This is a genomic window from Myxococcota bacterium, assembly GCA_039030075.1.
Taxonomy (GTDB): Bacteria; Myxococcota_A; UBA9160; order UBA9160; family SMWR01; genus JAHEJV01.
Window position 1 is genome coordinate 108,953 of record JBCCEW010000002.1, and the last position, 26,060, is coordinate 135,012.

Sequence of the window (26,060 nt, forward strand, 5' to 3'; positions counted from 1 at the left end):
GAAACCTGGCCCCAGGGGGGCGGCGGCAATGGACGCCGGGCCTGCGTCGGGAACGGGTCGAACCAGCCTCTGGAACGTGCGCCGCGACGGTCGCGCGATGCGACCGTCCCGAATCAGCCCGCGCTCGCGACCGCCGAGGCGGGAGCGGGCTGCCCCTGCTCGAGCCAGCGGCGATAAGCCGCCGGCGGCAGGAACGCCAGGTACAGCGAAACCGTACACAGGAAGCCGTTGGCGGCGATCCAGAGCTGCATGCCCGGGTCGGTGTAGGCCGCGCCGCCGAGCCAGGTGCTGACCGCCGGGCCGCCCAGGCTGAGGAAGGAGAAGATCATCACACCGGCCCACAGCAGGAAGCGGTTGGCCACGACCGGATCGGCGAGGCCGAGGGCGGTGCGTCGGCGCAACATGGCGCAGTAGCGGAGCGCTTCTGCGGCGCTCCAGAGGTAGCAGGCGAGGGCGCTGACCCGGATCGCCTGCCAGGCCCAGCTGCGCTCGAGCTCCCCGATCGGGCTCGACGCGTTCAGGTAGAGCTGGACTTGGGAGAGAGCACCGACGGCGAGTGCGAGCATCCCGAGCGCGGTGACGCCGGCGGCGAGCGGCGAGCCCGCGCGAAACACCCGACGCGTGAACTCCCACGTGCAGAACCAACCCAAGGCCATCACGACGACGGCCAGCGCCGCGAGTGTGCGCGCGATGTTCGGGACGGCACCCGCGGCAATCAGCAGGCCGTAGCCGACGCCCACGATCAAGAAGAGTCCGGAGCCGAGCAGGGCCTCGGGCAGGGCGCGGGTCTTGGAGGCGAGCAGCACGAGACGCAGCCCGACCCCCGCCCCGACAGCGATGAAGAGCAGGGTGGCCAGCCCGGCGAGCGCTTCCACTAGCCTGCGCTCCGGCCACCCAGGCGTGCGAACACGGCTTCGGGGCCTTCCGGGGTCTCGGCATCCCTCAAGCCGGCGAGCTCGCCCGCGAGGCGCTGGCACAGGACGTCCGGGTTCGCGACGCCGCGGGCCCGCAGCTCGTCTGCCAACAGCTTCTCCACGGCGACCGCCATCTCGCGCGGACTCACCGTGCGCGGCTCGAGGCCGGCCTTCTTCAGGAGCAATCGCACGGTGCCCCGCGCCGCCAACCGATCGAACTCGGTCTCGGCTTCCAGACAATGGCTTGCGTGGTCGAATGCGGCGGACTCGGCCATGGGCCTGGGCGATTCCTCCCAGGAATAACATCGTCCGAACACTGGACCCGCCTGAGCACATGGGTCGTGGCGGCGCTCCGCGTGCCACCAGAGAGCGTCAGGGCGGCACGCCACGCCAGATCCCGGCGGTTCAGTCCGGACGGGCCCCGACGTGCGGGTTCACCGAGAAGCCGAGCGCCTGGTACATGCGGTAGCCGATGATGTCGCGCAGGGCGGGCGGCAGCTTGCGCGCGACCTCCGGCGGCGTGTCGAGGTACTGGTTCTCTTCCTGGCGCAGCCAGCCGCAGGAGTAGGTGAGGATCACGCCGGTGCGCCAGTCGCTCGAGACGTTGGCGCCCGCGCCGTGGAGCGTCCCGCCCAACCAGAACAGGACCGAGCCGGCCGGCATCTCGGCCGCCACCACTTCGTCTTCGGTGGCCTTGCGCGATTCGGGCCAGCGGTGGCTGCCGGGCACCAGGAGGGTGCCGCCGTTGTCCGCCCGGAAGTCGCTGATGGCCCACATGCTGGCGACGATCAGGTTGGGGCGCGGGGGCGGAAAGAAGGTGAACGAGTCTTCCTCGCGGTGCAGGATCTGGCGACGCGCGCCGGGCCCGACTTCGAGGGCCGCGGTCACGTGGAGCTGGTAGCCGAACTCACTGTTCGGTGTCAGGAACCGATCGCAGAGCGCCGTGCTGTGCGGGTGCAATACGAGCTCGCCCACAGTCGGGGACTGGGTCACGAGGGCCGTGATGCGCCGCGTCTTTCCCGGATAGAACTGGGTGGGATCCTCGTCGTTGCCCACCGCCGCGTTGGCGAGCGGATCGGCCAACTCGCTTCGGACCCGCTCGCGCATCGCCGTGTCGACGAGTCCGGTGATGACCACACAGCCGGCCTCGCCGAGTGCGTGGGCGACCTCTTCGACCTTGGCGTCAGCCGGGAAGCTCGGAATGGACATGCGCACCTCCAGTCTGGCGTTGCCGCGGACCCGCGAAATCAGAGGACTCCCGGGCCAACCGTGGCCTCGAGCCGCTGACAGCCAGGTCGGCGGAAGGCTCTCGCGGCGACGCCACGATTTCCCGCCGCGCGTCCTGGCGACGGTGATAGTCTGCCAGAAGCGACTACATCACTGGGTGGCGTCCCTCTCCCCTCGTGTTGGTGGTAGGGTGCGATGCCTCTCGATTCGCTCGGGGTTCTCGTGCCGACTCAGCTCGTGGTCTTCGCGCCGATCGTTGCCCTGCTGGTGGTGCCTGCCGCGCAAGCGGCCATGGTGACGCTGAACCCGGGCACGGCAACCAGCGTCGTCGAGGCGCGCGCCGGGAACGATCGGACCTTCATCACGGTGCCCGAGGCGCCAACCGCCGTGCCGGGTTCCGGGACGCTGATGTCATCGGAAGGGACGGGAACCCGCGAGGCCTCGAGTGACGTCGAATACTCCCTGACCGATTCGGGCTTCACGACGTCCTTCGAGTTCGTCCTCCCGGATCGCCGGTCGGCCTCCACGGCGCTGTTCCAGGACACCTACTTCTCGGTATCCGAGGATCAGTCGTATCGGTTCTCTGGGACGTTCGATTCCGCCCACTCCGAGCCGGGACGGACCACGCTGGACATCGTGCTCTACGACATCACCACGGGGACGACGCTCTTCCGCAATCAGCAGCGAAGCCTCTCGACGCAGAACGCCTCTTTCGTCGTCGGCGGACAGGATGCCGACTGGGTCAACGTGCTGGGAGGGAGACTGTCGGGTTTCGTCCTGGCAGGACACGAGTATCAGCTGACGCAGATCGCCTTCGTGAACAACCCACCGCTCGCTTCGACGTCCGCCACGGCTTCGGGGGCGTTCTCGATCGCATTCTCCGCGGTGCCCGAGCCGACCACCGCGCTGCTGCTCGGTTTCGGGTTGGCCTTCCTGGGGCTGAGGAAAGAGGCCGACCGGATGCCGGCGGTCCATCGATAGAAACCCATCACCAAAGAAGGTTGGTACCCAAACCATGCTACTGAGAAGACTCTTCACCGCGTCGTTGGCCGTGTTACTTCCTTTTTCGGCCTCGGCTGTCGTGCACAACGGGACCATCACAGGCGATGAAGCGCAGGCCACCACTTGTTCGGTGGGGAGCACTTCGGAGATTCGGGGCACCGTCACCTACGACGATGTCACGGGACTCTTCAGCTGGAACTACAACTACGGTGACAACGCGCCCATCTTCGACGACGGTCTTCTCTTTGGCGGGGCGTCGGAGACCGTTTCTCACTTCCACCGTCAGGCGACCCCGGGGGTACCCGGCAGCGTGACCGTGGGCACCACGCCGCCCATCGGCTCGCCCAACTCGGGCTCGACGACGATCACCGCCGGGCAAGGCGCGGACCTTCTCGCGGAGCTCTGGTACCTGAATGTCCACTCGGCGATCTGTGCCGGGGGCGAACTGCGGGGTCAGGTGTTGTTCGCCGCCACGGCACCCGTTCCGAGCGCTTCGATGCTGACTCTCGGATTCGCCTCGCTGGCGATTCTCGGCGCGGCGCTGGGGCTCCATCGTCGACCGCGACGTTCGGAGAGGTGAGTCCTTCCATCGCGAACGGGCACTGGCACGGCTGAAGTGCCCGGACATGACGCGCGCCGAGGCCAACGAACTCCGCGAGGGGGTTGGCGGAGAGGGTGGGATTCGAACCCACGGTAGAGTTGCCCCTACACCTGATTTCGAGTCAGGCACGTTCAACCAGGCTCCGCCACCTCTCCGCATGGGCGGGGAGCGCAGCTTACCGCATCTTGGCCCGGCTCCACGGGGGGCGGGACGTCTGTCAGCCCAGCTCCCCCGCTCGGATCCCCAGCCGCCGCGCCATCCGCCGCGTGTCGACGTCGGGCGACAGGCCCTCGGCGGCCAGGGCGTCGACGCCCCGCGCCAGGCTGGCCCGCGCCGCCGAGCGATCGCCCTGGCGCATATAGAGGATGGCCTGGGTGCGGTGCCCTTCTTCGCAGAGCGGGTCCACGGCGAGAGCGCGCTCGGTCCAATGGAGCGAGCGGCGGAAGTCCGAGCGCCCGAGACACAGCGCCGCAGCCCGGAGCGCCGCCTGCAGGAACCGCGACCGCAGCCGGGTGCGCTCGCCGCCCGCGTTCGGGACCTCCTCGCCCTCGATCAGGAAGTCGCCCCGATAGCGCGCCAGCGCCGACTCGAGGCAGAGCAGGGCCCCGGCCGGGTCGCCCAGCTCGTCCTTCTTCCGCGCTTCCTCGAGGTCGCGTTCGAAGAGATCGACGTCGAGTTCGAGGCCGTCACCCGTCACCAGCTGGATGTCCGCGCCCTGTGCGCGTAGGAAGAAGGCGGGTTCGCCCGCCGCACGTTCGGGTTCGAGGGCTCGGCTCAGGTGGTTCAGGTTGACCCGCAGATTGTTCTGGGCGGCCGACGCATCGAGGTCGGGCCACACCCGGTCGGCCAACACTTCGCGGCGCGCGGTGCGCTCGAGGGCGAGATGGTGCAGCAGCGCGCGGACCCGGCCGCGTCGCAGCGCCGGGTCTTCCGAGACGATCCCATCGCGCACGACCTCGAGCTCTCCCAGTACGCGCAGCTCGAGCTGGCCGTCGGGTCGCGCCGGCACGCTCTTGCGCAGCTGTTCTGCCGCGCGCGCGAGGCCGGCATGCGGCGAAGCGGCGAGTTCGCGTAGCTGGCGGCGCGCGCGGGGCGCCAGGCGTGCCGCGATCCGCTCCGCACCCCCGTTGCCCTCGCCGGCCGCGACCAGCGCCAGCTCGAACACGATCGAAGGCACCAGGAACGCCGTGAACGCCGGCGAGCCGCTCCAGTCGAGGGCGGCTGCTGCCGACGCATCTCCGTCTTCGCGGTGGGCGACCAGCGCGAGCGCCGCGCGAATCCCTTCCTGGTAGCAGGGCCCGACGCTCCAGTCGGCAATCTGAGCCCGCGCGTCCGGGGACACGAGCGCTGCGAGGGCCGCGCCACGCTGGGTGTGCCGGTGCACCATCGACGCGACGGGCAGCGCCGCGAAATTCGCTTCGATCACGGACTGCGCTTCGGCTTCGCGGCCGTCCGCCACCGCCAGGGTCATCTGCGCCGTGGCGTAGGCCGCTTCGGCGCGCATGCCGAGATCGCGTTCCATCAACGCGCCGGCCGTGTCGAGGTGCTGCTCGGCCGCCGCCCGACGACCGCGAATCGCGTTGTAGAAGGCCAGCACCGAGCAGAAGATCGCCGTGTTGTGGGCGTGGCGCCGAGCGGCCGGCGGCAGGCCGGCATCCAAGGCCTCGAGTTCGGGCGTCTCGAGGAGGCCACACAGGCCGCGCGCTTCGAAGCGGCTCGCCATCATCGACGCGACGTTCATGCGGTTGGCGACCGGGAGCCCCCGATCGATCTCCTCGAGCGCCAGCTGCGGGTGCCCCGAATCGAGGTAGTTGATCGCGAGGCCCGCATAGTCGTAGCCGCGAAGCTCCCCCGGCAGCGAGCGCGCGGCCAGGATCTCCTGGTTGGCCCGGTCGGGCTGACAGGCGAGCGTGTAGCCCGAGGCGCGCACGACGCGCGCCTGGAGCTTGGCGTCGGGAGAGTCCAGAGCCTCGGCCATGTCGGCCAACCGGAAGGACGTCTCGGGGTCGGCCCGCCAGAAGGCGACGTTCGACAATCCCTCCATGGCCACGAGTTCGAAGCGCTCGTCTCCGTTCTCGTGGAACTCGGAGCGCGCCGCCTCGAAGAAGGGTTCGGCGGCGACCGGGTCGGCGTGCATCCGGCACAGGCCCTGGGCGAGCTTTCCGAGTGGCGACTCGCGGACCGTCTTGGGCAGGGCTTCGATGATCGCGTCGAGGGCGTAGGGCGGGGCATCCATCCAGCCGTCGAAGGTGAGCGGCTCGAGGACCGCGTCGAGCTCGGCCTCGCGCCCATGGGCGAGACACAGCGACACGGCTTCCCGGTAGTCGCCTCGCTCGGTGAGGAAGCGGCGCGCCATCGCGAAATCGTCGTCGCTCCAAGCCGGCTCGAGTTCCGCGAGGCACGGTCGCCACAGCGCATGCAGGCGGGCCGCGTCGCCCTCGTACTGGGTGAGTGGCAGGTCGGCGAGGAGCTGCGCGGGTGAACGCGAGCTGCCCGTGAAAGCGTGGATGCGATCCGCGTCGATCCAGTCGAGCGACGCGAGTCGTGCGAGGTCGCGCTTTCGCCCGACGTCGAGGGGCGCGAGGATTTCTTCGCGCAAGTAGTCGTCGATGCGGCGGGCCATGCCGCCGGTGGCCAGCTCGAGCACGGCGGGCCAGTTCGGAAGCGCGCCGGGCGCCGGCTCCTTCGCGCGCAGCGTAAAGAAGGCGCTGCGCTCGTCTTCGACGAAAGCCATCTCGCTCTCGTCGATCACGCACGCGTCGCCCGAGGCCAGCAGACGCGTGATCGGGAACGGCAGCTCGCGCCGACTCGCGAGCACCAGGTGCCCGTTGTCGGGCAATGCCGCGACGAGCTTCGCGAGCACGCCCGCGGAGTCCCCGCCAGGTTCGAGATGGTGCACGTCGTCGAGGAAGAGGGCGACGTCGCGCGGGCTGGTGCGCCAGATGGCGTCGCAGACGATCTGGACCGGGTCGCCGTCCTGACTCTCGGCGCCGACGGCTCCGCGCAAACCGGCGGCGAACCCGGCGAGCAGGTGGTCGTCGGGCCCGCACGACAGCCAGACGTCCAGACCGACGGGTTCCTCGAGGTTCTCCTCGATGGCCTGGGCCAGCAGGGTCGTCTTCCCGAAGCCGGCCCCCGCCTGGACGAAGGTCACCCGGCGCTCGAAGCGTCCGTCGAGGATCTCGAGCAGGCGCGGTCGCGCGATCAGGTCGCGGGAAGCGCGTTTCGGCGGTGCGTGGCGAAAGGGGACGGGCATGGGATCGGTCGCGGTGGTCGCAGCCCGTGACGCCTATGCGTCGGCCCAGGCTACACCGAAACCGACCCCCAGTCACTTTGTTTGGGGTCCTGCGCCCCACGGAGCCTTCGGGGCCGCCCGCGCCGACGCCTCAGACCCAGAGCGCCAGCACGGCCATGATCGCCACCCCGGCACCCACCCAGACCCACTTCGCGAGGCGGTCCGATGCCGGATGCGCCTCTTCTCGGAGGATGTCGAGGGTGGCGACATACACGAAGGTACCGGCGGCGAGGGCCAGGAAACTGGCCTCGGCACCGAGGCGCAGCGGGCCATCCAGGCCCGAGGAGAAACCGGTCCCCACGGCGATCCCGATCGGGGTCGCGAGGGCGAAGCTCCAGAGCAGCCACCAGGCGCGTCGTTGCGAGAGCCCGCTCCTCGCCAGGCTCACGCCCAGTGCGAAGCCCGCCACCGACTTGTGGGCCAGGATCGCGCCAAACAGCACCAGCGCGCGCGACAGCTCGGCCTGGGCACCGAGCGCAAGGCCGGCCAGGAACGAATGGATCCCCAGGGCCAGCAGGATCGCGTAGGCCGTGCGACGGCCGCCGATGGCTTCGCGTCCCGCGAAGCGCTCGGTGGACGGAGCGTGGATCGCGTGGTGGGCCGCCTCCGGCGGCAACACGTGCTCGACCCACCACATTCCGAGCACCGCGAGCGCGGCGAGGGCGTAGCCGATCGGGTAGCCCCAGCCGAGGGCCGCCCAGGCTTCGTTCGCGTCGGGCAACAGGTGCAACAACCCGGCACCCAGGAAGACCCCGGCGGCGAAGGCGTTGCCCCAGGCCAGACCGCGTCCTCCGCGGGCCCGCTGTCGCTGGCGCAGCGGCCAGGCGCCTCCCAGCACGCCGGCGACGAGCACCGCGAGGAGCAAGACGGTCTTGATTTCCAGCATGGTGCCGGCGCGTACGATACCCGCCGGTGGGCGTGCCGCCCGTGCCCGGACCGCGGAGACTGGCCAGCGCAGCGGAGGAGTGGCTACCCTGCGCCGGTCCGAAAACGGGTGTACGCGTGAATGCGAACCCCGGGCTTTCCGTCCCAGGGCCGCAAACGCAGCGTTCGCCGGATCGAACGGTCAACCGACACCCGACGGACGACGCCAGGACAGACAAGGAGCCCATTTGGCGCGCGACGATCTCATTCAGGCGACCGGCACGGTCGAGAAGATTCTCGGCGGGGGTCGCTATCAGATCACCCTCGAATCCGGGCAGGCGGTGACCGCCCAGCTTTCGGGGCGCATGCGACGGTTCCGCATTCGTGTGATTCCCGGTGACCGCGTTCAGGTCGGGCTGTCGCCCTACGATCCGACCCACGGGTTCATCACGTTCCGTCTGCGCGAGGGCCAGAACCCGCCGAGCTGACGCATGGGCCTTGCCGCCACGCGGCTGCGCGCCATCCAAGCCTACGACCGGGCGCGACTTGCCTGGTTGCAGCGACGCAACCCCGGTCTCCAGGTTGCCCCGACGGCCAGTACGAACCTGGCCTGTGCGCGCTTCCTGCTCGAGCCCGGGGCGCGCGTGATCCTCCACGAGGGCATCGCCGCGGATCGCACGCCCGGCGGGTTGATCGTGATCGCCGGCCGCGACGCGACCATCGAGATCGGGCCCGGCACCTGGCTGCGCGGCGAGACCGACCCCGTCCGGCTGGTGGCCTTCGAAGGGGCCGAGATCCGCACCGGCCCCGATTGCTTCCTGAACGGCTGCCACCTGAGCGCGAAGCGCCGTGTCACCCTGGGACGCCGCAGCTGGGTCGGGCTCGGGACGCGGGTCTTCGATTCGGATCAGCACGATGCCGACGCCGAGCGGCTCGAAGAGAGGGCTCCCGTTTCGATCGGCGACTTCAGCTGGGTCGCCGCCGACGTGACGGTGTTGAAGGGGGTGTCGATCGGGCGCCACTGCATCATCGGCACCCGCTCCCTCGTGACGCGCGACGTCCCCGATCACCGCCTGGCCTTCGGCTTCCCCGCCGAGGTGCGCGGCGAGGTGGGCGACCGCAGCCAGGCCCGCTAGCCCGCGACCCCGCGGAGCCGGTAGGCTTCGCCTCCATGGGTTTGCGACTCGCACTCTTCGGACAGGCGCCCTTCGGACGCGACACGCTCTCGCGACTCGAGAGCGATGGACACGACATCGCGGCGGTCTATGCGCCGCCCGAGGGCAAGCGTCCCGACCCGCTGGCGGCCCTCGCGGAAGAGAAGGGTCTGCCGCTCTTCCGCCACAAGCGCTTCCGGCGCAAGGGCGAGGCCATTCCCGAGCTCGTCGAGGAGCACGCGAAGCTCGCGGTCGACCTCAACGTGCTGGCCTTCGTGACGGTGATCCTGCCGCCCGAGATCGTCGACGCCCCGCCGAAGGGGTCCCTGTGTTTCCACCCCTCGCTGCTCCCCGCGTTCCGCGGCGGCAACGCGCTCGCCTGGCAGATCATGCTGGGCGCGAGCGAGGCCGGTGTCTCCGTCTTCCAGCCCGACGCCGGCGTGGATACCGGGCCGATCGTCGTGCAGAAGGGCCCCGTCCCGATCCAGCCGACCCACACGTCGGCCAGCCTCTATTTCGACGAGCTGTATCCGCTCGGCATCGAGGCGATCGCCGAGGCGGTGGCCGCGGTGGCCGACGGCAGCGCCGAGTACCGGGTTCAGCCCGAGGCCGGGGCGAGCCACCAGGGCCTGGTAGACGATGCCACGGCGCGTCTCGACTGGGCGAAGCCCGCCGCCGAGCTCGACCGCTGGGTGCGCGGCTGTGACCCGCAGCCCGGGGCCTGGGCCGAGCGGGGCGACGCCGTCGTGCGCTGCTACGACGGCCAGCTCGTGGCGGAAGAACCCGGAGCTCCCGCTGGTGAGGTCGTGCGCCTCGAGGACGGCGCTGCCTTCGTGGCGGCGAGCGGGGGCGTGCTGCGGATCGGCCGGGTCCGGGTGGCGGACGGGCCGAAGCAGCCCGCCGCAGAGGCCCTGAGCGTGGGAGACCGCCTCCGCTAGCGGCGTCTACGGATAGGAACCGCGTAGGCGACCCGAACCAGATTCCCGCGGGGATTTCGGGGTGCCCGAGGCGCCGCGGAGCGGGGGGCTTCAGCAACCCCTGACGGGTGTGCGCCTCTCTTGAAAAAGCCCTTGTCGGCTCTAAACTTCCGCGCTTCGACGTCCGAATGTGAGGCCCGACCCCACCGGCAGCAGCCGAAACTCGGTTCGCCTCGCGATTCCGGACTTTGATTCCCCACATAGAGAGCGAGATCGGTCATCCACGAAGTGGACCCCACGGGCCCGCCACGGCGCAGTTTCATCGCCGTGGAGCGGGCGAAGTTTTACCCGCACCCGCGGCGGAAGAGCGCGGAATCCAACTGAGGCGAAGCCATGGTCGACCTGTCCAAACTGCGAAACATCGGGATCAGCGCCCACATCGATTCGGGGAAGACGACGCTCACCGAGCGCATCCTCTTCTACACGAATCGCATCCACCGCATCCATGAAGTGCGTGGCAAGGACGAAGTCGGCGCCACGATGGACTTCATGGAGCTGGAGAAGGAGCGCGGCATCACGATCGCCTCCGCGGCCACCCACGCTGAGTGGAACGATCACCACATCAACATCATCGACACGCCCGGCCACGTCGACTTCACCATCGAGGTGGAGCGTTCGCTGCGCGTGCTCGACGGCGCCGTGCTGGTGCTCTGCGGTGTGGCGGGTGTGCAGTCGCAGTCGATGACCGTCGACCGCCAGATGCGCCGCTACAAGGTCCCGCGCCTGGCGTTCATCAACAAGCTCGACCGCTCGGGTGCGAACCCGCAGAAGGTGACGCAGCAGCTCTGCGAGAAGCTGAAGCACAACGCGGTGATGATGCAGCTGCCCATCGGTCTCGAGGCCAAGCACGAGGGCGTCGTCGACCTGATCACGATGAAGGCCCTCTACTTCGATGGCGACAACGGCGAGGACATCCGTGAAGAGGGCATCCCGGCCGACATGCAGGCCGAGGCCGACGCCGCGCGCGAGGCCATGCTCGACGCGGTGTCGATGTTCTCCGACGAGCTGATGGAGGCAATCCTCGAGGAGAACGTCACCGAAGAGCTGATCCACGAGGCGGTCCGCAACGGCACGCTCTCTCAGGACCTCACGCCGGTGTTCCTGGGCTCCGCGTACAAGAACAAGGGCGTGCAGCCCCTGCTCGATGCCGTCACGCGCTATCTGCCCGACCCCACCGAGGTGGAGAACACGGCGGTCGACCTCTCGAACGACGAGGCGCCGATCACCCTGTCGTCGGATCCGAACAAGCCGCTGGTCGCCCTCGCGTTCAAGCTCGAGGACGGTCGCTACGGCCAGCTGACCTACCTGCGCGTCTACCAGGGACGCCTCGCCCGCGGCTCGTCGATCGTGAACAGCCGCACGAAGAAGCGTCACAAGGTGGGCCGCCTCGGCCGCATGCACGCGTCGGACATGGAGGAGCTCGAGGAGGCCTTCGCCGGGGACATCGTGGCGATGTTCGGCATCGACTGCGCCTCGGGCGACACCTTCACCGATGAGTCGGTGGAAGTGGCGATGAGCTCGATGCACGTGCCTGCGCCGGTGATCTCGCTCTCGATCAAGCCCACCGACAACAAGGCCCAGGACAACATGGGCAAGGCGCTCGGTCGCTTCGTCCGTGAGGACCCCACCTTCCACGCCGGCGTCGACGCCGAGAGTGGCGAGACGGTCATCCGCGGCATGGGCGAGCTGCACCTCGAGGTGTACGTCGAACGCATGAAGCGCGAGTACAACGTCGAGGTCGAGACGGGCGCACCTCAGGTCGCCTACCGAGAGACCATCTCGAGAAAGGCCGAGTTCCATACCACCCACAAGAAGCAGACGGGTGGTTCCGGTCAGTTCGGCCAGGTGTCCGGCTACGTCGAGCCGATGGACGACGGCGAGTTCGAGTTCGTGAACGAGGTGCGCGGCGGGAACATCCCCACCGAGTACATCCCGGCCGTGGAGAAGGGCTTCGCCCAGGCCATGGAGAAGGGGCGCCTGATCGGCTTCCCGGTGAACGGCGTTCGCGTGGTGCTGAGCGATGGCAAGTCGCACAGCGTCGACTCCTCGGACATGGCCTTCCAGACGGCCGGTCGCAAGGCCTTCCGCGACGTCTATGGCAAGGCGAAGCCGGTGGTGCTCGAGCCCGTCATGAAGCTCGAGGTGGAGAGCCCCACGGAGTTCCAGGGCGCCATCCTGAAGACGGTGATGCAGCGCCGCGGCACGGTCGTGGGCACCACCGAAGAGGACGGCTTCTGCCGCCTCGAGTCCGAGGTGCCGCTCTCGGAGATGTTCGGCTACGCCACCGATCTCCGGTCTTGCACTCAGGGCAAGGCAGAGTTCAGCATGGAGTTCGCCCGCTACGTCCGCGTGCCTTCCGAGGTCCAGGAGGACCTGAAGAAGGAACACGGTTCGAAGGTGGCGGACGACGACGACGAATAGCCCCGGACCGAATCGCTGACCCCATAGCGCGCCGGGTTCCCGGCGCCTGCTGGAGGGACCCCCTTTGAAGCGACGATTCCTCAACGCCCGCAGCCCGCTCCGGCTCCTCGAGAAGGGCCTGCACGGTGGGCTCGGTGCCGGCAACCTCGGCGTCGTCCTCGCCGGCCACGGAGTGGGCAAGACCTCCTTCCTGGTCGGCGTGGCGGTCGACGAGTTGCTTCGTGAGGGGCGCGTGCTGCACGTGTCCTGCTCCCACCCGGTCACCCACGTCCGGGCCCACTACGACACGGTCTTCGACGAGCTGGCCCACTCGAAGAACCTCGAGAACGAGGGGCTGATCCACGGCGAGATCGATCGCCAGCGATCGGTGCGGGTGTATCCGCCGAACAGCTTGACGCCGGCGAAGCTGCGCGACGCCGTGAAGGTCGAGCGCGAGAGCGGCGGGGCGCCGAGCCTGCTCGTGATCGAAGGGCTGGAGCTGGCGCACCTGACGCGCGCCGATCTCGAGGACCTGCGCAGCCTCGCCGAAGAGCTCGAGGCCGAGATCTGGCTCGAGTCGACCAGCGATGCCGAGCGCGAAGTGACCCTGCCGGCGCCCGTGAAGGAAGTCGAGGATCTGCTGAGTGTGATCCTGGCGCTCGAGCCCGGTGATGACACGGTGCGGTTGCGGGCACTGAAGGACCACGACAATCCGGATCTGTCGGATCTGCACGTGGCGCTCGATCCTCGGACGTTGTTGCTCGTCCGCGACTAGACGCCCGTCTTCGACGCGATCTCTGCGTTGCGAAAGCTCGCCGTAGCTAGAGCTGCGGCTTCGCTTCCGCGCCTTGATCTCGACCCGAATCCAGGCCTCTGGTCGTGGAGGATCCGCGTCCGCGCCCAAGCGGTTCAGGTCTGGAATTCGGCGAGCTTGTCGCGGTACTGGCTGCGCAAGGAGTTGGACTCGGCCCGGGTGAAGCCGAGCTCCTCGCCGATCTTCACGATCTCGGCGCTCTCTTCGCTGCTGATCGTGCCGTCGGCGGCCGCGACCGCGTAGAGACACTGCAGGAGGTCGCCGCGCTGCTCGCGCGAGGCAATCTGGCGGAACTGACGGGTCACGACGTAGTCCTGGGTGCCACCGAGATGCATGGCCTGGCTCTGGGCGATCTGCACGACGAGCGCAGCCTCGGCGGCCGAGAGGTTGGCGATGCGCTGCACCGTCTCTTCCATCGCCTCGGTCTCCGACTCCTCGATGCGGAGGTCGGCATTGGCGATCCGCGCGAGCACGTAGGCGAATGCGGCCAGGTACTTCGCCTGTTCGGGGTCGAGGCGCTCGAGCTGGCTGGCGATACGGCGCACGGTGTCGCTCTCGCGTTCGTCCCGCCGCTCGCGGGAGCCACCGATGCCGAGGAAACGCAACAGGCCCATTCGAATTCCCTTCCGCCTACCATTCTAGGGGAGCTTTGGTTAGCGTCGCGCCTGAATGAGCGATGGGGCTGCATCTACGACGGACGACCTCGCGCTGATCGAGCGTCTGCGGACGGGTGACGACGCCGCCTACGAGGAGATGATTCGTCTGCATGGCGGTCGGATGCTGGCCGTCGCGCGGCGTTTCCTGCGCGTCGAAGAGGACGCCCGCGATGCCGTGCAGGAGGCCTTCGTGTCGGCGTTCAAGTCGATCGATCGCTTCCAGGGCCAGGCCCGGCTCTCGACCTGGCTCCACCGGATCGTCGTGAATGCCTGCCTGATGCGGCTGCGCACGCGACGGCGGAAGCCCGAGCAGTCGATCGAGGATCTCCTGCCGGGCTACCTCGAGGACGGCCACCTGGAGCGGCCCGCCTCGCCCTGGCGCCCGGAGACGGCGGATCCGGCCGAGCGCAGCGAGCTGCGGAAGCTGGTGCTCGAGAGCATTCAGCAGCTCCCCGAGGGCTACCGTAACGTCCTGATGCTCCGCGACATCGAAGACCTCGATACCGAGGAGACCGCAGAGCAGATGGGAATCAGCCCGGGAGCCGTCAAGACCCGCCTCCACCGCGCACGCCAGGCGCTGCGCGAGCTGCTCGAGCCCCATCTGCGCGAGGCCGTGGCGTGAACTGTCGCGAGTTCGTCGAGTTCCTGATGGAGTACCTGGACGGCGGTCTCAACGACGCCGAGCGGTCGGTATTCGAAGGCCACATCGACGCGTGTCCCCAGTGCGTCAACTACCTCGACAGCTACCGTGAGACGGTGCGACTCGGTCAGACCGTATGCGAGTCCGAGGACCAGGTGCCCGATAGCGTCCCGGACGATCTGGTGCGGGCGATCCTGGCCGCCCGCAACGCCTGATCCCAGCGTCGGCCCGGCGCCTCAGGCGCCGCCCGAGAACCAGGCCTGGGTGCCCTGGCTCTCGATGGCCTCGCCGATGCGACGCAGCGCCGCGGTGTAGGCCGCCGCGCGCAGGGAGCCGCCGCTTTCTTCGCGAATCGACCACATCGTGTCGAAGGCCCGCGAGAGAACCTCTTCGAGGCGTGTGCGCACCTGCTCGAGGGTCCACGGGTAGCCCTCGCGGTTCTGCACCCACTCGAAGTAGCTGACGGTGACGCCGCCGGCGTTCGTGAGTACGTCGGGGAGCACGGGAATGCCGGCATCCTGCAGGAGGGCGTCGGCGCTGCCCTCGACCGGGCCGTTCGCGACCTCGGCGATCAGCTTTGCGCGGATGCGGCCCGCGTTCTCGGTGGTGATGACGCCCTCGAGGGCGGCCGGGATCAGCAGGTCGACTTCGAGCTCGAGGAGCTCCGCGTTGCTGATCTGCTGGTGGTCCACCAACTCACAGACCGAACCTTCGCAGTACACGCCCTGGAGCTTCCGCGTCTCCTGCTTGTTGTGGTAGAGGCTCTCGACGTCGAAGCCGTCCTTCGCGTAGATGCCGCCCTTCGAATCGCTGACGGCGATGATCTTGTAGCCGGTCTGCTGCAGCAGTCGCGCGACGTGGTAGCCCGCGTTGCCGAGGCCCTGGACGGCGACCGTGGTCTCGCCCGGCACCAGGCCGACGCGCTTCGCGTACTCCTGGATCACGATGAAGGCGCCGCGGCCGGTGGCTTCGTCGCGCCCCAGGCTCCCGCCCAGGGCGATCGGCTTGCCGGTGATCACGCCGGGGTGTCGTTCGCGCTTGATGATCGCGTACTCGTCGGCCATCCAGCCCATGATCCGCGCGTTCGTGTAGACGTCGGGGGCGGGGATGTCGGTGGCAGGCCCGACGAAGTCGGCCATCGCCCGCATGTAGGCGCGCGACAGGCGCTCGAGCTCGAGGCGCGACAGCTCCTTCGGGTTGACGATCACGCCGCCCTTGCCGCCGCCGTAGGGGATGCCGACGACGGCGCATTTGATCGCCATCCACAGGGCCAGAGCCTGGACCTCGGCGAGGGTGACGCCCGGGTGGTAGCGGATGCCCCCCTTGGTGGGGCCGAGCGCGTCGTTGTAACGGCAGCGGTAGGCCTGGAAGTGGCGCGTCGAGCCGTCGTCCATGCGCACCGGCAGATCGGCCGAGAGCACCGCCTTCGGTTGCCGCAAGGCATCGACAACTTCGGGGGCTACGCCGGCTTCCTCGGCGATCCGCTCGACGCGGGCCACCGCATCCTGAAAGACATCGGTTTCCATCACGGTCCTCTCGCTCTCGGCTACTAGCGCTGGAAGGCCATCCAGCGCGAAAGCCACTTCACGACGGTCGGGGTCGCGCGCTGACGGGTGTAGAGACCGGCGGCGCGCTTGATGCCCTCGGCCTGGGTCGGGTAGGGGTGGATCACTTCCAGGATCTTCCCGAGCCCGAGCTTGCCGACGATCGCGAGGGTGATCTCGCTGATCATCTCACCCGCGTGCGAGGCCACGATCGTGGCGCCCAGGATCTGATCGCTGCCCTTCTTCGTGTGGATCTTCACGAAGCCCTCGTCCTCACCGTCGGCGACGGCGCGGTTCACCTGCGACAGGGGGACGTGGAAGGTGTCGACCTCGATCCCCTTCGCCCGGGCGTCCTGCTCGTACATGCCGACGTGGGCGATCTCCGGGTCGGTGTAGGTGGCCCAGGGCATCACCAGGCTCGACAGCTTCTTCGTGCGGAAGAAGAGGGCGTTCTGGACGACGATCTTTGCCGCCGCGTCGGCCGCGTGGGTGAACTTCCAGTTCATGCAGATGTCGCCGGCCGCGTAGATGCGCGGGTTCGTCGTCTGCAGGTAGTCGTTCACATGGACTCCGCGCCGTGCGTCGTACTCGACGCCGACCTCTTCGAGGCCGAGCCCGTCGACGTTCGGAGCGCGCCCGACGCCGAGCAGCAGCTCGTCGACGACCACCCTGTCCTCGGTGCCGTCGGCCTTGGCGAAGTGAACGATCTTCTCGTCGCCCTGGCGCTCGACCCGCAGGATCTTGGCGTTCGCGGCGAGCCGGATCCCCTCGTCGAGGAACTGTTGCTCGACGATCTTCGCGGCGTCGGCGTCCTCGCGCGGGAGGATGTGGTCGTCGGCGTGGATCACCGTGACTTCCGAGCCGAGGCGACCGAAGGCCTGGGCCATCTCGCAGCCGATCGGGCCGGCGCCGATCACGCCGAAGCGGCGCGGGCGCTCGGTCAGGTTGAAGATCGTCTCGTTGGTGAGGTAGCCCGAATCCGCCAGGCCCTCGATCGGCAGGGCGATCGCGCGGGCGCCGGTCGCGATCACGGCCTTCTTGAAGCGCAGGGTCTGGCCCGCGACCTCGACCGTGTCCTTCCCGGTGAAGCGGGCGTCCCCGATGAACACCTCGACGCCGAGCTCGTCCCGGTAGCGGGTCGCGGCGTCCTCGTGGCTGATCTCGGCGCGCACGCGGCGCATCCGCTCCATCGCCGCGCCGAAGTCGGGCTCGGCGTCGGGAGCCAGGGCGAGTCCGACCTCCTTCGTGGCGCGGCGCGCCTCTGCGACCATGCGCGACGCGCGAATCACGCCCTTCGAGGGCACGCAACCGACGTTCAGGCAGTCGCCGCCGAGGTAGTGGCGCTCGATCAGGGCCACCTTCGCGCCGAGGCCGGCCGCGATCGCCGCGGTGATCAGCCCGGCCGAGCCCGCCCCGATGATCACGAGGTTGTAGCGGCCGTCCGGCGTCGGGTTCTGCCACTCGGAGGGGTGGACGTTGTCGACGAGGGTGCGGTTGTGCTCGTCGAGCGGGGAGACCTCGGGCAAATCGGACATCGTTTCTCCTGGGTGGAAGCGGTGGCGCGTGACGGGCCGGACTAGGCGTCTTCGCCCGTGGCTTCAGCCAGGGCGCGGCGCGCGATGCGCGTGACGAACACGGTGACGATGAGCGTCGCGACGAGACCCACACCGAGCAGGACGTAGTCGCTGGCGCCGCGTTCTGGGGCGGCACCGCCGGCGAGGGCCGCGACGTCGCCGACGGCCTTCCCCGAGTAGACGTAGAGCAGGGTGCCGGGGAGCATGCCCAGCGAAGCCACCAGGTAGTCGATGAACTTCACGCGGGTGAGCCCGAGTGCGTAGTTCAACAGGTTGAAGGGGAACGCGGGCGACAGCCGCAAGAGGAACACGATCTTGCGTCCCTCGGCTGCGACGGCTTTGTCGATGGCGTCGAACTTCGTGTTGCCCTCGAGCTTCTTCTCGATCGCCTCGCGTGCGAAGTAGCGCGACACCAGGAAAGCGAGTGAGGCGCCAAGGGTGGCGGCGACGAAGACGTAGGCCGTACCGGACGCGATCCCGAAGATGGCCCCCGCGGCCAGGGTCAAGAGCGACGCGGGCACGAAGGCCACGACGGCGACGGCGTACCCGAAGATGAAGACCAGCGGTCCCCAGAAGCCCAGGCTGTCGACCCACTGTGCGAAGTCCTGCACATAGCCGCCGGCCTGCCGACCGAGGACGACGATCGCGGCGAGTGCCACGACGGCGATCCCGATCTTTGCCCAGGGGATCCCGCCCGTTTCCGCTGCCTGCTCTTCCGTCACCGATTGGGTTTCCATCGCCGGTCTCCTCGTTGTCCGTGTTCCGATGCCCGGGACCTGGGGAGGTTTCGAGTGGCTGCGCGCGCCCGGCAGGATGGGATCAGGCGAGCGCTCCGCCGCAGCTGGAACCGCTTCCCGCCGTGCACCCATAGCAGTGTGGCGCGGTGGCGATCGCTCCCGCGCGCAGCTCGGACAGGGACCCGATGTCCCAGACCGTGCGCTTGGCGTTGCCGAGGGGAATCTCGAGGATCTGGTGGAAGTCGCAGTCGTGGAGCACGCCGTCCCAGCTCACCGACACCATCGAGCGACACATCAGTGACTCGACCGTGTCGGGGTTGAAGGACTGGACCAGCAGACTCATGTATTCGGTGTCGCGACCGTCTCGGGCCAGTGCATGGGCGAAGCGCTTGATCGGCATGTTGGTGATCGTGATCAGCCGATCGAAGCCGATGTCGAAGAGCTCGCGCAGCTCCTGCTTGTAGTCCTGCTCGAGCTGGCTCTGGGCCGGCGGCAAAGACGGACCCAGCGGGTTGTAGACGAGATCCAGCTCGAGCCCGGTACCGGGTTGGGCGTAGCCGAGCCGGTTCAGCTGCTGGAGGCCCTCGATGCTGCGCGTGAAGACGCGCTTGCCGCGCTGGGCGTCGACGTTCTCCTTCGTGTAGCAGGGCAGGGACGCCACGATCTTGGCACCGCTCTCGGCGAGGAACTCGGCCGTGTCCTCCTGGCCGGGCTCGTAGAGCACCGTCAGGTTGCAGCGGTCGATCACCTGGCGCCCGAGGGCCCGGGCCTCGGTGACGAGCCAGCGGAAGTTCGGGTTGAGTTCAGGGGCGCCGCCGGTGATGTCGAGGGTGGCCACCTCCGGCGCGCCGGCGAGCAGCTCGACCAGTCGCTCGGCGGTCGGGCGGTCCATCGCCTCGGTGCGCTTCGGCCCGGCTTCCACGTGACAATGGTGGCAGGCAAGGTCGCAGCGCTTGCCGATGTTCACCTGCAGGGTCGTGACCGCGCCCCGCAGCAGCGCGCCCTTGCCGTGGTCCGCGAGTGCGCGGTCGAAGCTGGGGAGTTCGGGAGATCGGTCCAGATTCATGGATCCTTCGACGAGGAGGGCGAGGACGCGTCGGGGGGTTCGATGCCGGTGGGGCGCTCGAGGTCTCCGTCCGCGGCGGTCCACCGGAAGTTGGCATAGAGCGCCCGGCTCGCGCCGCAGTGGTCGTCGCTATCCGTCATCAGGGCGACGGCCACCGGTGTCGGCCCGCTGCGGCCGAAGGCCTGCCGGTAGGCGGCTCCGACGTCGATCGAGGCCTCCTGCCAGCCCGGGGCGGGGCCCTGGGCGAGGGCCCACATCTTCACCTCGGTGGCGCGGGGGCTGGTCCAGACCGTCCCGGCCGGGATCTCGTGGGTCCAGACGAAGTGGATCGCCGTCCCGGGCACCTCGGAGCCCATCAGGCGCTCGGCGAACTCGTGCCGCACCCGGTCGAGCAGGCTGGCCCGCCCCGACTCGAAGGGGAACATCACCGTGACCCGGCCCGCGAAGTCGTCGCCGGCCTTGGTCCGCTCCGCCGGGACCGGCGCCAGCTCGGTCACCCACCAGCGCCAGCGGAGCACGGGGGTCTCGGCGAGGTCCAGGCCCTCGAGCCGTACCGCCCGCCCCGAGGCGGAGCAGCGCGCGATCGCCTCGACGCCGCCATTCTCGGCGGGTCGGTACTCGGTGTGGTCCACCCCGGGAAACTCGACAGGTTCCCAGGCGGCTTCGGTCGGCGCCGGCAGCGCGAGGTCGGCGCTTCCCCCGAGGGGAAGAAGGAGGCCGAACGCCGCCCAGAGCGGGATCCAGCGTCGTCGCGGTCGATTCCCGACCATTCTGTTTTCCTCCCGCCGCGACCCGAGCGCCGCCCTCGGACACCCGGCGTAGCGCACTGGATGTGAATGCCCAGGGGGTCGCCTCCACCGCCGAGCGGGAGTCCGACGGCCGCGCCCTCGATCGATTCGCCCTGCGGGCGCTGCTAGGATGCCCGCGCCGCGCGCCGCGCGGCGAACGCTTCGCACCGTGGCCCCCCAGCGGCTCCCCGGAGCGGTGTTCTTCCCCATCTGGACCCTGATCTGAACCTCACCGGGGACCGGCCGACGCGCACCCGCGTTCCGCCCGGCACCCGAGCGGACGCACGACGTGCGCCGCGATCCGGCTCGCACGGGCTCGTCCGGGCAGCCCAACTGTAAGGAGATGCGCATGAGCGACATTCGATTCGACGGCCGGGTGGCCATCGTCACCGGCGCGGGCGGCGGCCTGGGCAAGACCTACGCCCTCGACATGGCCTCCCGCGGCGCCAGCGTCGTGGTGAACGACCTCGGTGGTTCCCAGGACGGCACGGGCGGCGGCAGCGCAATGGCCGACGCCACGGTGAAGGAGATCATCGAGGCCGGCGGTACCGCGGTCGCCAACTATGACTCGGTCGCGACGCCCGAGGGCGGCAAGGCCATCGTCCAGACGGCCCTCGACAACTTCGGCAAGGTCGACGTCCTGGTGAACAACGCCGGGATCCTGCGCGACAAGAGCTTCCTGAAGCTCGAGCCCGCCGAGCTCGAGATCGTGCTCGACGTGCACCTGAAGGGCGCGTTCTTCGTGACCCAGCCGGCCTTCGCGAGCATGAAGGAGAACGGCTACGGCCGGATCGTGATGGCGTCGTCGGGTGCCGGCATCTTCGGCAACTTCGGCCAGACCAACTACGGCGCCGCGAAGATGGGCCTGGTCGGCCTGATGAACGTGCTCGCCGTCGAAGGCGCGAAGTACAACATCAAGGTCAACACGATCGCGCCGATCGCGCGCACCCGCATGACCGAGCAGCTGCTCGGGCCGGCGGCCGACGCGCTCGACCCGTCCTATGTGACGCCGCTCGTGACCTACCTCGGTTCCGAGAAGTGCGAGCTCAGCCACGAGATCTTCGACGTCGGCGGCGGACGCTACGCGCGGATCTTCATCGGCATGGCCCAGGGCTGGGTCGCCCCCGGCGACGGTGCGCCGAAGGCCGAGGACATCTTCGACAACATCGACGTGATCCGCGATCAGGAGGGCTACACCGTGCCCGAGAGCATCGCCGACGAGACCAAGGCCGTCCTGCAGGCCGTCCAGAGCCGAGGGTAGAAGGATGGCATTCGATCCCGACAAGGCGCGCGGCGCCTCGATGCCCGAGGGCGAAACCGCCTACACCGAGAAGCAGGTGATGCTCTATCACCTGGGTCTCGGCGCCGGCGTGCCCGCCACCGATCCGAAGGAGCTCGAGTACACCTTCGAAAAGAACCTGAAGGTGCTGCCGAGCTTCGCCGTGATCCCGGCCTTCGGGGCCATGAGCGGCCTCACCAGCATCCCGGGCATGGACTTCAACCTGGCGATGCTGTTGCACGGCGAGCAGGAGGTGATCCTGCACCAGCCGTTGCCCACGGCCGCGAAGCTGAAGACCACCGGGCACATTCCGGAGATCTACGACAAGGGCAAGGCGGCGCTCGTGATCATGGAGTCGACCGCCAGCGACGCGGACAGCGGCGAGAAGCTCTTCACCAACCGCTTCTCCCTGTTCATTCGCGGCGAGGGCGGGTTCGGTGGCGAGTCGGGCCCGAAGGCTGGCAACCAGCCGCCGGATCGCGCGCCCGACGGCGTCGTCGTGCGCGACACGCTGCCCCAGCAGGCGCTGATCTACCGGCTGTCGGGCGACATGAACCCGCTCCACGCCGACCCCGAGTTCGCGAAGCTCGGCGGTTTCGATCAGCCGATCATCCACGGCCTCTGCTCCTACGGCATCGCCTGCAAGGCGATCGTCGACGAAGTGCTCGGCGGCGACGTGACCCAGGTGGCGCGCTACCAGGCGCGCTTCGCCGGGGTCGCGTTCCCGGGCGAGACCTACCAGGTCTCGTACTGGAAGGAGGGGAAGCAGATCCTCCTCGAAGCCTCGAGCAAGGAACGCGACGCGAAGATCATCACCAACGCGGTGATCGAGCTGCGCTAGCCGCATCGTGCACCCGGCGTCGGCGGAGCCGGCGCCGGGTGTCGGCTGCAGCTCGCGTGCGGGCCCTAGAACGCGCCCGCCAGGAAGGCCCGCGCGACTTCGCCGGGCGCACGGCCGTCGGCGTCGACGGCGTGGTTGAGGCGCTGCATCGTCGCTGCGTCGATCCGGCCCGCCAACGCTTCGAGGCGCGCGAGCGCCTCGGGGTGCTCTCGCTGGAGGCGCGCGCCGACGAGCACGAGCGCGTCGTAGGGCGGGATCACCCCGCGGTCGTCTGCGAGGACCGCGAGGTCGAGGGCCGCGATGCGCCCGTCCGTCGAGAACGCGCTGATGACGTCTACTTCGCCCGCGGCGACCGCGTCGTACATCAGCGCCGGATCCATACTGCGCTCCTCCTCGAACGCAAAGCCGTAGCGGGTCACGAGGTCGCGCCATTCGGCGCGCGCGAAGAACTCGTAGTCGCCGCCGATCGAGAGGCGGGGCGTGTGGCGGGAGAGCGCGCTGAGCTGGCTCAGACCGAGCGCTTCCGCATCGGCGCGGCGCATGGCGAGGGCGTAGGTGTTCTCGAATCCGAGGGCGGCGGCGACCCCGATGCCGTGCTCGTTCGCGAGGTAGTCCGTGACTTCGCGCAGCACTTCGGCGCGCGAGGCCGCACCCGTCTCCCGCTTCAGGATCGTGGCCCAGAGGGTTCCCGAGTAGTCGACGTAGACGTCGAGGTCGCCCGAGGCGAGGGCGTCGAAGGCGACCGTCGAGCCGAGCGACGGAACGGCCTCGGTGTCGACACCGGTGGCCGCCAGCTCCTGGGCGAGCACCTCGGCCAGGATGTACTGCTCGGTGAAGGATTTCGATCCGATCCGGAGCGGGCGTTCCGAGGCATCTCCGAGCGCGCCGTGGGCCAGCACGAAGCCGACCAACGCGAGCAACCCGGCCGCCCCGGCCAGGACGAAGCCGCGCCGTCGCTCGCGGGCGCCCCGCTCGATCCAGCGAATCGCCAGATCGAGCACCAGGGCGAGGCCGGCGGCGGCGATGCAGCCGAGCCAGATGGCGGCGTCGTTGCGCGTCGCGAGCCCGCTGAAGATGTAGTTGCCGAGGCTGGTGGCGCCGATCGGTGTCGAGAGGGTGGCGGTCCCGACGACCCAGACGGCCGCGGTGCGCAGCCCGGCCACGATCACCGGAAGCGCGAGCGGGAGCTCCACCTGCCACAGCTGCTGCGACGCGGTCATGCCGACACCCCGCGCCGCCTCGCGCACGTCGGGGTCGACTCCCGCCAGGCCGGTCACCGTGTTCCGCAGGATCGGGAGCAGGCTGTAGAGGGTGAGCGCAACGGCCGCGGGCAGGAACCCGATGCCGCGGATCTCGAGCCCGGTCCCGGCCAGCGCCGCGCCGAGGCCCGCGAACAGCGGGACCATCACGGCGAGCAGGGCGAGGCTCGGGATCGTCTGGATCACGCTCGCCACGCCGAGCACGCCGGGCTCCCAACGCGGCTGTCGGTGGATCGCGATACCGAGGGGAACGGACACGGAGGTTCCGACTCCCAGCGCGAGCAGCACCAGCTGAAGGTGGGCGGCGAGGTAGCCGGGCAGCAGCGCGAGTTGCTCGCTCACGGTGCGCCTCCCACTTCTTCGAGCGCCTGGGCCTGGCGCTTCGGCGTCCGCAGCAACGCGGCCACGTGTTCGTCGGCCGGCGCGGCGAGCAGCTCGGCCGGGGTGCCCACCTGGACGAGGCGTCCCGCGTGGAGCACCGCGATCCGGTCGGCGAGCAGCAGCGCTTCGACCATGTCGTGGGTGACGAAGATCGCGGTGAGCCCGAGTTCGCGGCGCAGCTCTTGAAACGCGCTCTGCAGGCTCTCCCGGATCAGCGGGTCGAGGGCACCGAAGGGTTCGTCGAGCAGCATGAGCTCGGGCTTGGCGGCGAGGGCGCGTGCGAGGCCCACCCGCTGACGCTGACCGCCCGAGAGCGCGTCCGGCGCGCGGTCTCCGTACTGCTGCGGATCCAGGTCGACGAGCCGGAGCAGGGCGTCGACGCGCTCGGCGATCGCGTCGGGCGCCCAGTCGAGGAGGCGCGGCGTGACGCCGACGTTCTCGCGCACCGACAGGTGGGGGAACAGGCCGACGCCCTGAAAGCAGTAGCCGATGCGCCGGCGCAGCTCGGGGCCGGATAGCCCCTCGGTATCCGCTCCGTCGATCCAGACCGAGCCGCCGCTGGGTTCGATCAGCCGGTTGATGAGCTTCAGGGTGGTCGTCTTCCCCGACCCGGACCCGCCCACCAGCATCATCAGCTCACCGCGGGCCACCTCGAGGCAGACGTCGTCGACGGCCATCGCGTCACCGGCTGGATCGCCGGTCGGGCTGCCGTAGCGTTTGCTGAGGTTTCGCAGCTCGATCACGAGCGTTCGGCGATCCAGAGCTTCGCGTACTTGAGCCGCACGTAGTGGGCGGCGAGGTACGCCAGCAGGAGCCCGCGCCAGCCGTCGAGGAAGCCGCGGCGCAGGACGTAGAAGACGAAGAAACGGGCGGGCGGGCGCAGCACGACGTCGCGCCAGCGCGCGCGCCGACCCTCGCTGCGCATCTCCTCGGCCATCGTGGTCGTGTAGGTGTCGATGGTGCGCAGGTGGTCCGAGAAGCTGCGGTAGGGGTCGTGTTCGAGCTCTCCGGCCAGGCGGGTGACCGGGCCGTCCACCCGCACGTGGTCGTGGGGGTTGCGCCCGCTCCAGCCGCCGCGACGTCGGTCGAAGAGCCGCAGCTTCCAGTCGGGGTACCAGGTGCCGTGACGGATCCAGCGCCCGAGGTAGCGCGACACCCGCGACACCTCGTAGCCCGCCGCGTTCCCGAAGCCCCCCTCCTGCACGCGCTCGATGGCGGCGCGCAGCTCGGGCGCGACGCGCTCATCCGCGTCGATGCAGAACACCCAGTCGTGTTTCGCCTCGCGGATCGCGAACTCTTTCTGGGCGACGTGGCCGGGCCAGTCGCGTTCGATCACACGCGCGCCGTGCTCGGCGGCGATCTCGCGCGTGCGGTCCTCGGAGTGGGAGTCGACGACGAGGACCTCGTCGCAGAAGGCCACGCTGTCGAGGCATGCACCGATGCGATCGGCTTCGTTGCCCGCGATGATGCAGGCGCTCACCGGGTGCGGAGCGTTCGGAGAGGCCACGCGCCCTCCGTCGGGTCAGTCCGTGAAGCCGAGCAGGGCGTCGAGGGTCGGCCACTCGACGGCGCCCTGGGCCGCGAACGCCTGAAGCAGCAGCTCGCGATCGGGCTCGTCGCCGGCCTCGCGGTACGACTTCACCGACGTCTCGAGGTGGGCCTTCTCGGGTTCGTCCGGCGTGTCCTCTTCGAGGGCGCCGTCCTCGTGCTTCAAGCCCACCAGATCCAGCCACTCGAGCAGCAGGTCCTTCCGGCACTCGAGGAAGTACACCGCCAACAGCTCATCGGCGACCGGATTGGCGGCCAGGCGCGCGAGTGAGCGTCGCACCGCGGCGGCCCGCTTCTCGAAGGGCTGCTTCCGCAGGTAGACCGGGCGCGCCTTCATCGAGATCGCCGCCGCGTCCACCGCCTGCCGAAACATCGGCGGCGTCTCCTTCGAAAGCACCTTCATCATGCGGGTGGCTTCCTCGGGCGACATCCGCGCGAACACCTGGAACGAGCGCATCCAGTACCTCCGAGCAGGGGTGTAGCACCCTTCCGGTGGGCT

The 26,060-nt window shown here is 69.3% G+C and carries 26 protein-coding genes and 1 tRNA gene; 11 read left to right on the top strand and 16 right to left on the bottom strand.

What is annotated here, in order from left to right:
• Positions 1-113: 113 nt before the first annotated feature.
• The 3 genes from AAF430_02275 to AAF430_02285 all read right to left on the bottom strand — a co-directional run bounded on the left by AAF430_02275 (position 114) and on the right by AAF430_02285 (position 2,123).
• The gene (locus tag AAF430_02275) at positions 114-875 is read right to left on the bottom strand and encodes a hypothetical protein (protein ID MEM7409044.1); all 762 of its coding nucleotides are present in this window, start codon (positions 873-875) and stop codon (positions 114-116) included.
• Positions 875-1,189 carry a hypothetical protein gene (locus AAF430_02280; protein ID MEM7409045.1) on the bottom strand — a complete coding sequence of 105 codons (315 nt, stop codon included), beginning with the start codon at positions 1,187-1,189 and terminating at the stop codon, positions 875-877. The genes AAF430_02275 and AAF430_02280 overlap by 1 nt, the downstream gene beginning before the upstream one ends.
• Before the next feature lie 130 nt (positions 1,190-1,319).
• Positions 1,320-2,123, bottom strand: coding sequence for a phytanoyl-CoA dioxygenase family protein (locus AAF430_02285; GenBank protein ID MEM7409046.1), 804 nt, complete (start codon positions 2,121-2,123; stop codon positions 1,320-1,322).
• A gap of 213 nt (positions 2,124-2,336) precedes the next feature.
• On the opposite strand from AAF430_02285, the gene AAF430_02290 reads away from it, so the two are divergent.
• Entirely contained in the window at positions 2,337-3,122 is a 786-nt protein-coding gene (locus tag AAF430_02290) for a PEP-CTERM sorting domain-containing protein (GenBank protein MEM7409047.1), read from the top strand.
• 151 nt (positions 3,123-3,273) lie between these two features.
• The gene (locus AAF430_02295; protein MEM7409048.1) at positions 3,274-3,723 is read left to right on the top strand and encodes a CHRD domain-containing protein; all 450 of its coding nucleotides are present in this window, start codon (positions 3,274-3,276) and stop codon (positions 3,721-3,723) included.
• Between the two features lie 84 nt (positions 3,724-3,807).
• Here AAF430_02295 and AAF430_02300 read toward each other — a convergent pair.
• From AAF430_02300 to AAF430_02310, 3 genes are all read right to left on the bottom strand, one after another.
• Positions 3,808-3,899: transfer RNA gene (locus tag AAF430_02300), tRNA-Ser, on the bottom strand.
• Positions 3,900-3,961: 62 nt separating this feature from the next.
• Positions 3,962-7,000: a BTAD domain-containing putative transcriptional regulator gene (locus AAF430_02305; protein ID MEM7409049.1), complete on the bottom strand. Its 3,039-nt coding sequence runs from the start codon at positions 6,998-7,000 to the stop codon at positions 3,962-3,964.
• A 130-nt stretch (positions 7,001-7,130) separates the two neighbouring features.
• On the bottom strand, positions 7,131-7,925 hold the full coding sequence (locus tag AAF430_02310) for a ZIP family metal transporter (GenBank protein ID MEM7409050.1): 795 nt from the start codon (positions 7,923-7,925) through the stop codon (positions 7,131-7,133).
• A gap of 226 nt (positions 7,926-8,151) precedes the next feature.
• On the opposite strand from AAF430_02310, the gene infA reads away from it, so the two are divergent.
• The 5 genes from infA (at position 8,152) to AAF430_02335 (ending at position 13,209) form a co-directional block, all read left to right on the top strand.
• Entirely contained in the window at positions 8,152-8,391 is a 240-nt protein-coding gene (gene infA, locus AAF430_02315) for a translation initiation factor IF-1 (protein ID MEM7409051.1), read from the top strand.
• A gap of 3 nt (positions 8,392-8,394) precedes the next feature.
• Positions 8,395-9,039: an acyltransferase gene (locus AAF430_02320; protein ID MEM7409052.1), complete on the top strand. Its 645-nt coding sequence runs from the start codon at positions 8,395-8,397 to the stop codon at positions 9,037-9,039.
• A 35-nt stretch (positions 9,040-9,074) separates the two neighbouring features.
• Positions 9,075-9,995, top strand: coding sequence for a methionyl-tRNA formyltransferase (locus AAF430_02325; GenBank protein MEM7409053.1), 921 nt, complete (start codon positions 9,075-9,077; stop codon positions 9,993-9,995).
• Positions 9,996-10,367: 372 nt separating this feature from the next.
• The gene (fusA, locus tag AAF430_02330) at positions 10,368-12,455 is read left to right on the top strand and encodes an elongation factor G (protein MEM7409054.1); all 2,088 of its coding nucleotides are present in this window, start codon (positions 10,368-10,370) and stop codon (positions 12,453-12,455) included.
• Positions 12,456-12,519: 64 nt separating this feature from the next.
• Positions 12,520-13,209, top strand: coding sequence for a hypothetical protein (locus tag AAF430_02335; GenBank protein ID MEM7409055.1), 690 nt, complete (start codon positions 12,520-12,522; stop codon positions 13,207-13,209).
• 134 nt (positions 13,210-13,343) lie between these two features.
• Here the strand turns inward: AAF430_02335 and AAF430_02340 are convergent, their stop codons facing one another.
• The gene (locus AAF430_02340; GenBank protein ID MEM7409056.1) at positions 13,344-13,862 is read right to left on the bottom strand and encodes a TerB family tellurite resistance protein; all 519 of its coding nucleotides are present in this window, start codon (positions 13,860-13,862) and stop codon (positions 13,344-13,346) included.
• A 55-nt stretch (positions 13,863-13,917) separates the two neighbouring features.
• Here AAF430_02340 and AAF430_02345 point away from each other — a divergent pair, with 55 nt between their 5' ends.
• The gene (locus tag AAF430_02345) at positions 13,918-14,526 is read left to right on the top strand and encodes a sigma-70 family RNA polymerase sigma factor (GenBank protein ID MEM7409057.1); all 609 of its coding nucleotides are present in this window, start codon (positions 13,918-13,920) and stop codon (positions 14,524-14,526) included.
• Complete coding sequence (locus AAF430_02350; protein MEM7409058.1) at positions 14,523-14,759, top strand: zf-HC2 domain-containing protein; 237 nt, start codon at positions 14,523-14,525, stop codon at positions 14,757-14,759. Before AAF430_02345 ends, AAF430_02350 begins: the two co-directional genes overlap by 4 nt.
• Before the next feature lie 21 nt (positions 14,760-14,780).
• On the opposite strand, the gene AAF430_02355 is transcribed toward AAF430_02350, so the two are convergent.
• The 5 genes from AAF430_02355 to AAF430_02375 form a co-directional block, all read right to left on the bottom strand.
• Positions 14,781-16,070: a Glu/Leu/Phe/Val dehydrogenase gene (locus tag AAF430_02355; protein ID MEM7409059.1), complete on the bottom strand. Its 1,290-nt coding sequence runs from the start codon at positions 16,068-16,070 to the stop codon at positions 14,781-14,783.
• A gap of 23 nt (positions 16,071-16,093) precedes the next feature.
• Positions 16,094-17,623 carry a mercuric reductase gene (locus AAF430_02360; protein MEM7409060.1) on the bottom strand — a complete coding sequence of 510 codons (1,530 nt, stop codon included), beginning with the start codon at positions 17,621-17,623 and terminating at the stop codon, positions 16,094-16,096.
• Positions 17,624-17,664: 41 nt separating this feature from the next.
• Positions 17,665-18,399 (bottom strand): TVP38/TMEM64 family protein, encoded by a 735-nt coding sequence (locus AAF430_02365; GenBank protein MEM7409061.1) that lies wholly within the window; start codon positions 18,397-18,399, stop codon positions 17,665-17,667.
• Between the two features lie 82 nt (positions 18,400-18,481).
• Positions 18,482-19,465: an arsenosugar biosynthesis radical SAM (seleno)protein ArsS gene (gene arsS, locus AAF430_02370; protein MEM7409062.1), complete on the bottom strand. Its 984-nt coding sequence runs from the start codon at positions 19,463-19,465 to the stop codon at positions 18,482-18,484.
• Positions 19,462-20,235, bottom strand: a complete 774-nt coding sequence (locus AAF430_02375) for a DUF3047 domain-containing protein (GenBank protein MEM7409063.1) — start codon at positions 20,233-20,235, stop codon at positions 19,462-19,464. Before AAF430_02375 ends, arsS begins: the two co-directional genes overlap by 4 nt.
• 367 nt (positions 20,236-20,602) lie before the next feature.
• On the opposite strand from AAF430_02375, the gene AAF430_02380 reads away from it, so the two are divergent.
• On the top strand, positions 20,603-21,514 hold the full coding sequence (locus AAF430_02380; GenBank protein MEM7409064.1) for an SDR family oxidoreductase: 912 nt from the start codon (positions 20,603-20,605) through the stop codon (positions 21,512-21,514).
• A gap of 4 nt (positions 21,515-21,518) precedes the next feature.
• Positions 21,519-22,373: a MaoC/PaaZ C-terminal domain-containing protein gene (locus AAF430_02385; protein MEM7409065.1), complete on the top strand. Its 855-nt coding sequence runs from the start codon at positions 21,519-21,521 to the stop codon at positions 22,371-22,373.
• A gap of 65 nt (positions 22,374-22,438) precedes the next feature.
• On the opposite strand, the gene AAF430_02390 is transcribed toward AAF430_02385, so the two are convergent.
• From AAF430_02390 to AAF430_02405, 4 genes are all read right to left on the bottom strand, one after another.
• Positions 22,439-23,974 carry an ABC transporter permease/substrate-binding protein gene (locus tag AAF430_02390; GenBank protein MEM7409066.1) on the bottom strand — a complete coding sequence of 512 codons (1,536 nt, stop codon included), beginning with the start codon at positions 23,972-23,974 and terminating at the stop codon, positions 22,439-22,441.
• The gene (locus AAF430_02395; protein ID MEM7409067.1) at positions 23,971-24,690 is read right to left on the bottom strand and encodes an ATP-binding cassette domain-containing protein; all 720 of its coding nucleotides are present in this window, start codon (positions 24,688-24,690) and stop codon (positions 23,971-23,973) included. The genes AAF430_02390 and AAF430_02395 overlap by 4 nt, the downstream gene beginning before the upstream one ends.
• 62 nt (positions 24,691-24,752) lie before the next feature.
• A complete protein-coding gene (locus AAF430_02400) occupies positions 24,753-25,520 on the bottom strand; it encodes a glycosyltransferase family 2 protein (GenBank protein MEM7409068.1) in 768 nt (255 codons plus the stop codon).
• A 15-nt stretch (positions 25,521-25,535) separates the two neighbouring features.
• Complete coding sequence (locus AAF430_02405; GenBank protein ID MEM7409069.1) at positions 25,536-26,018, bottom strand: hypothetical protein; 483 nt, start codon at positions 26,016-26,018, stop codon at positions 25,536-25,538.
• Positions 26,019-26,060: the final 42 nt, after the last annotated feature.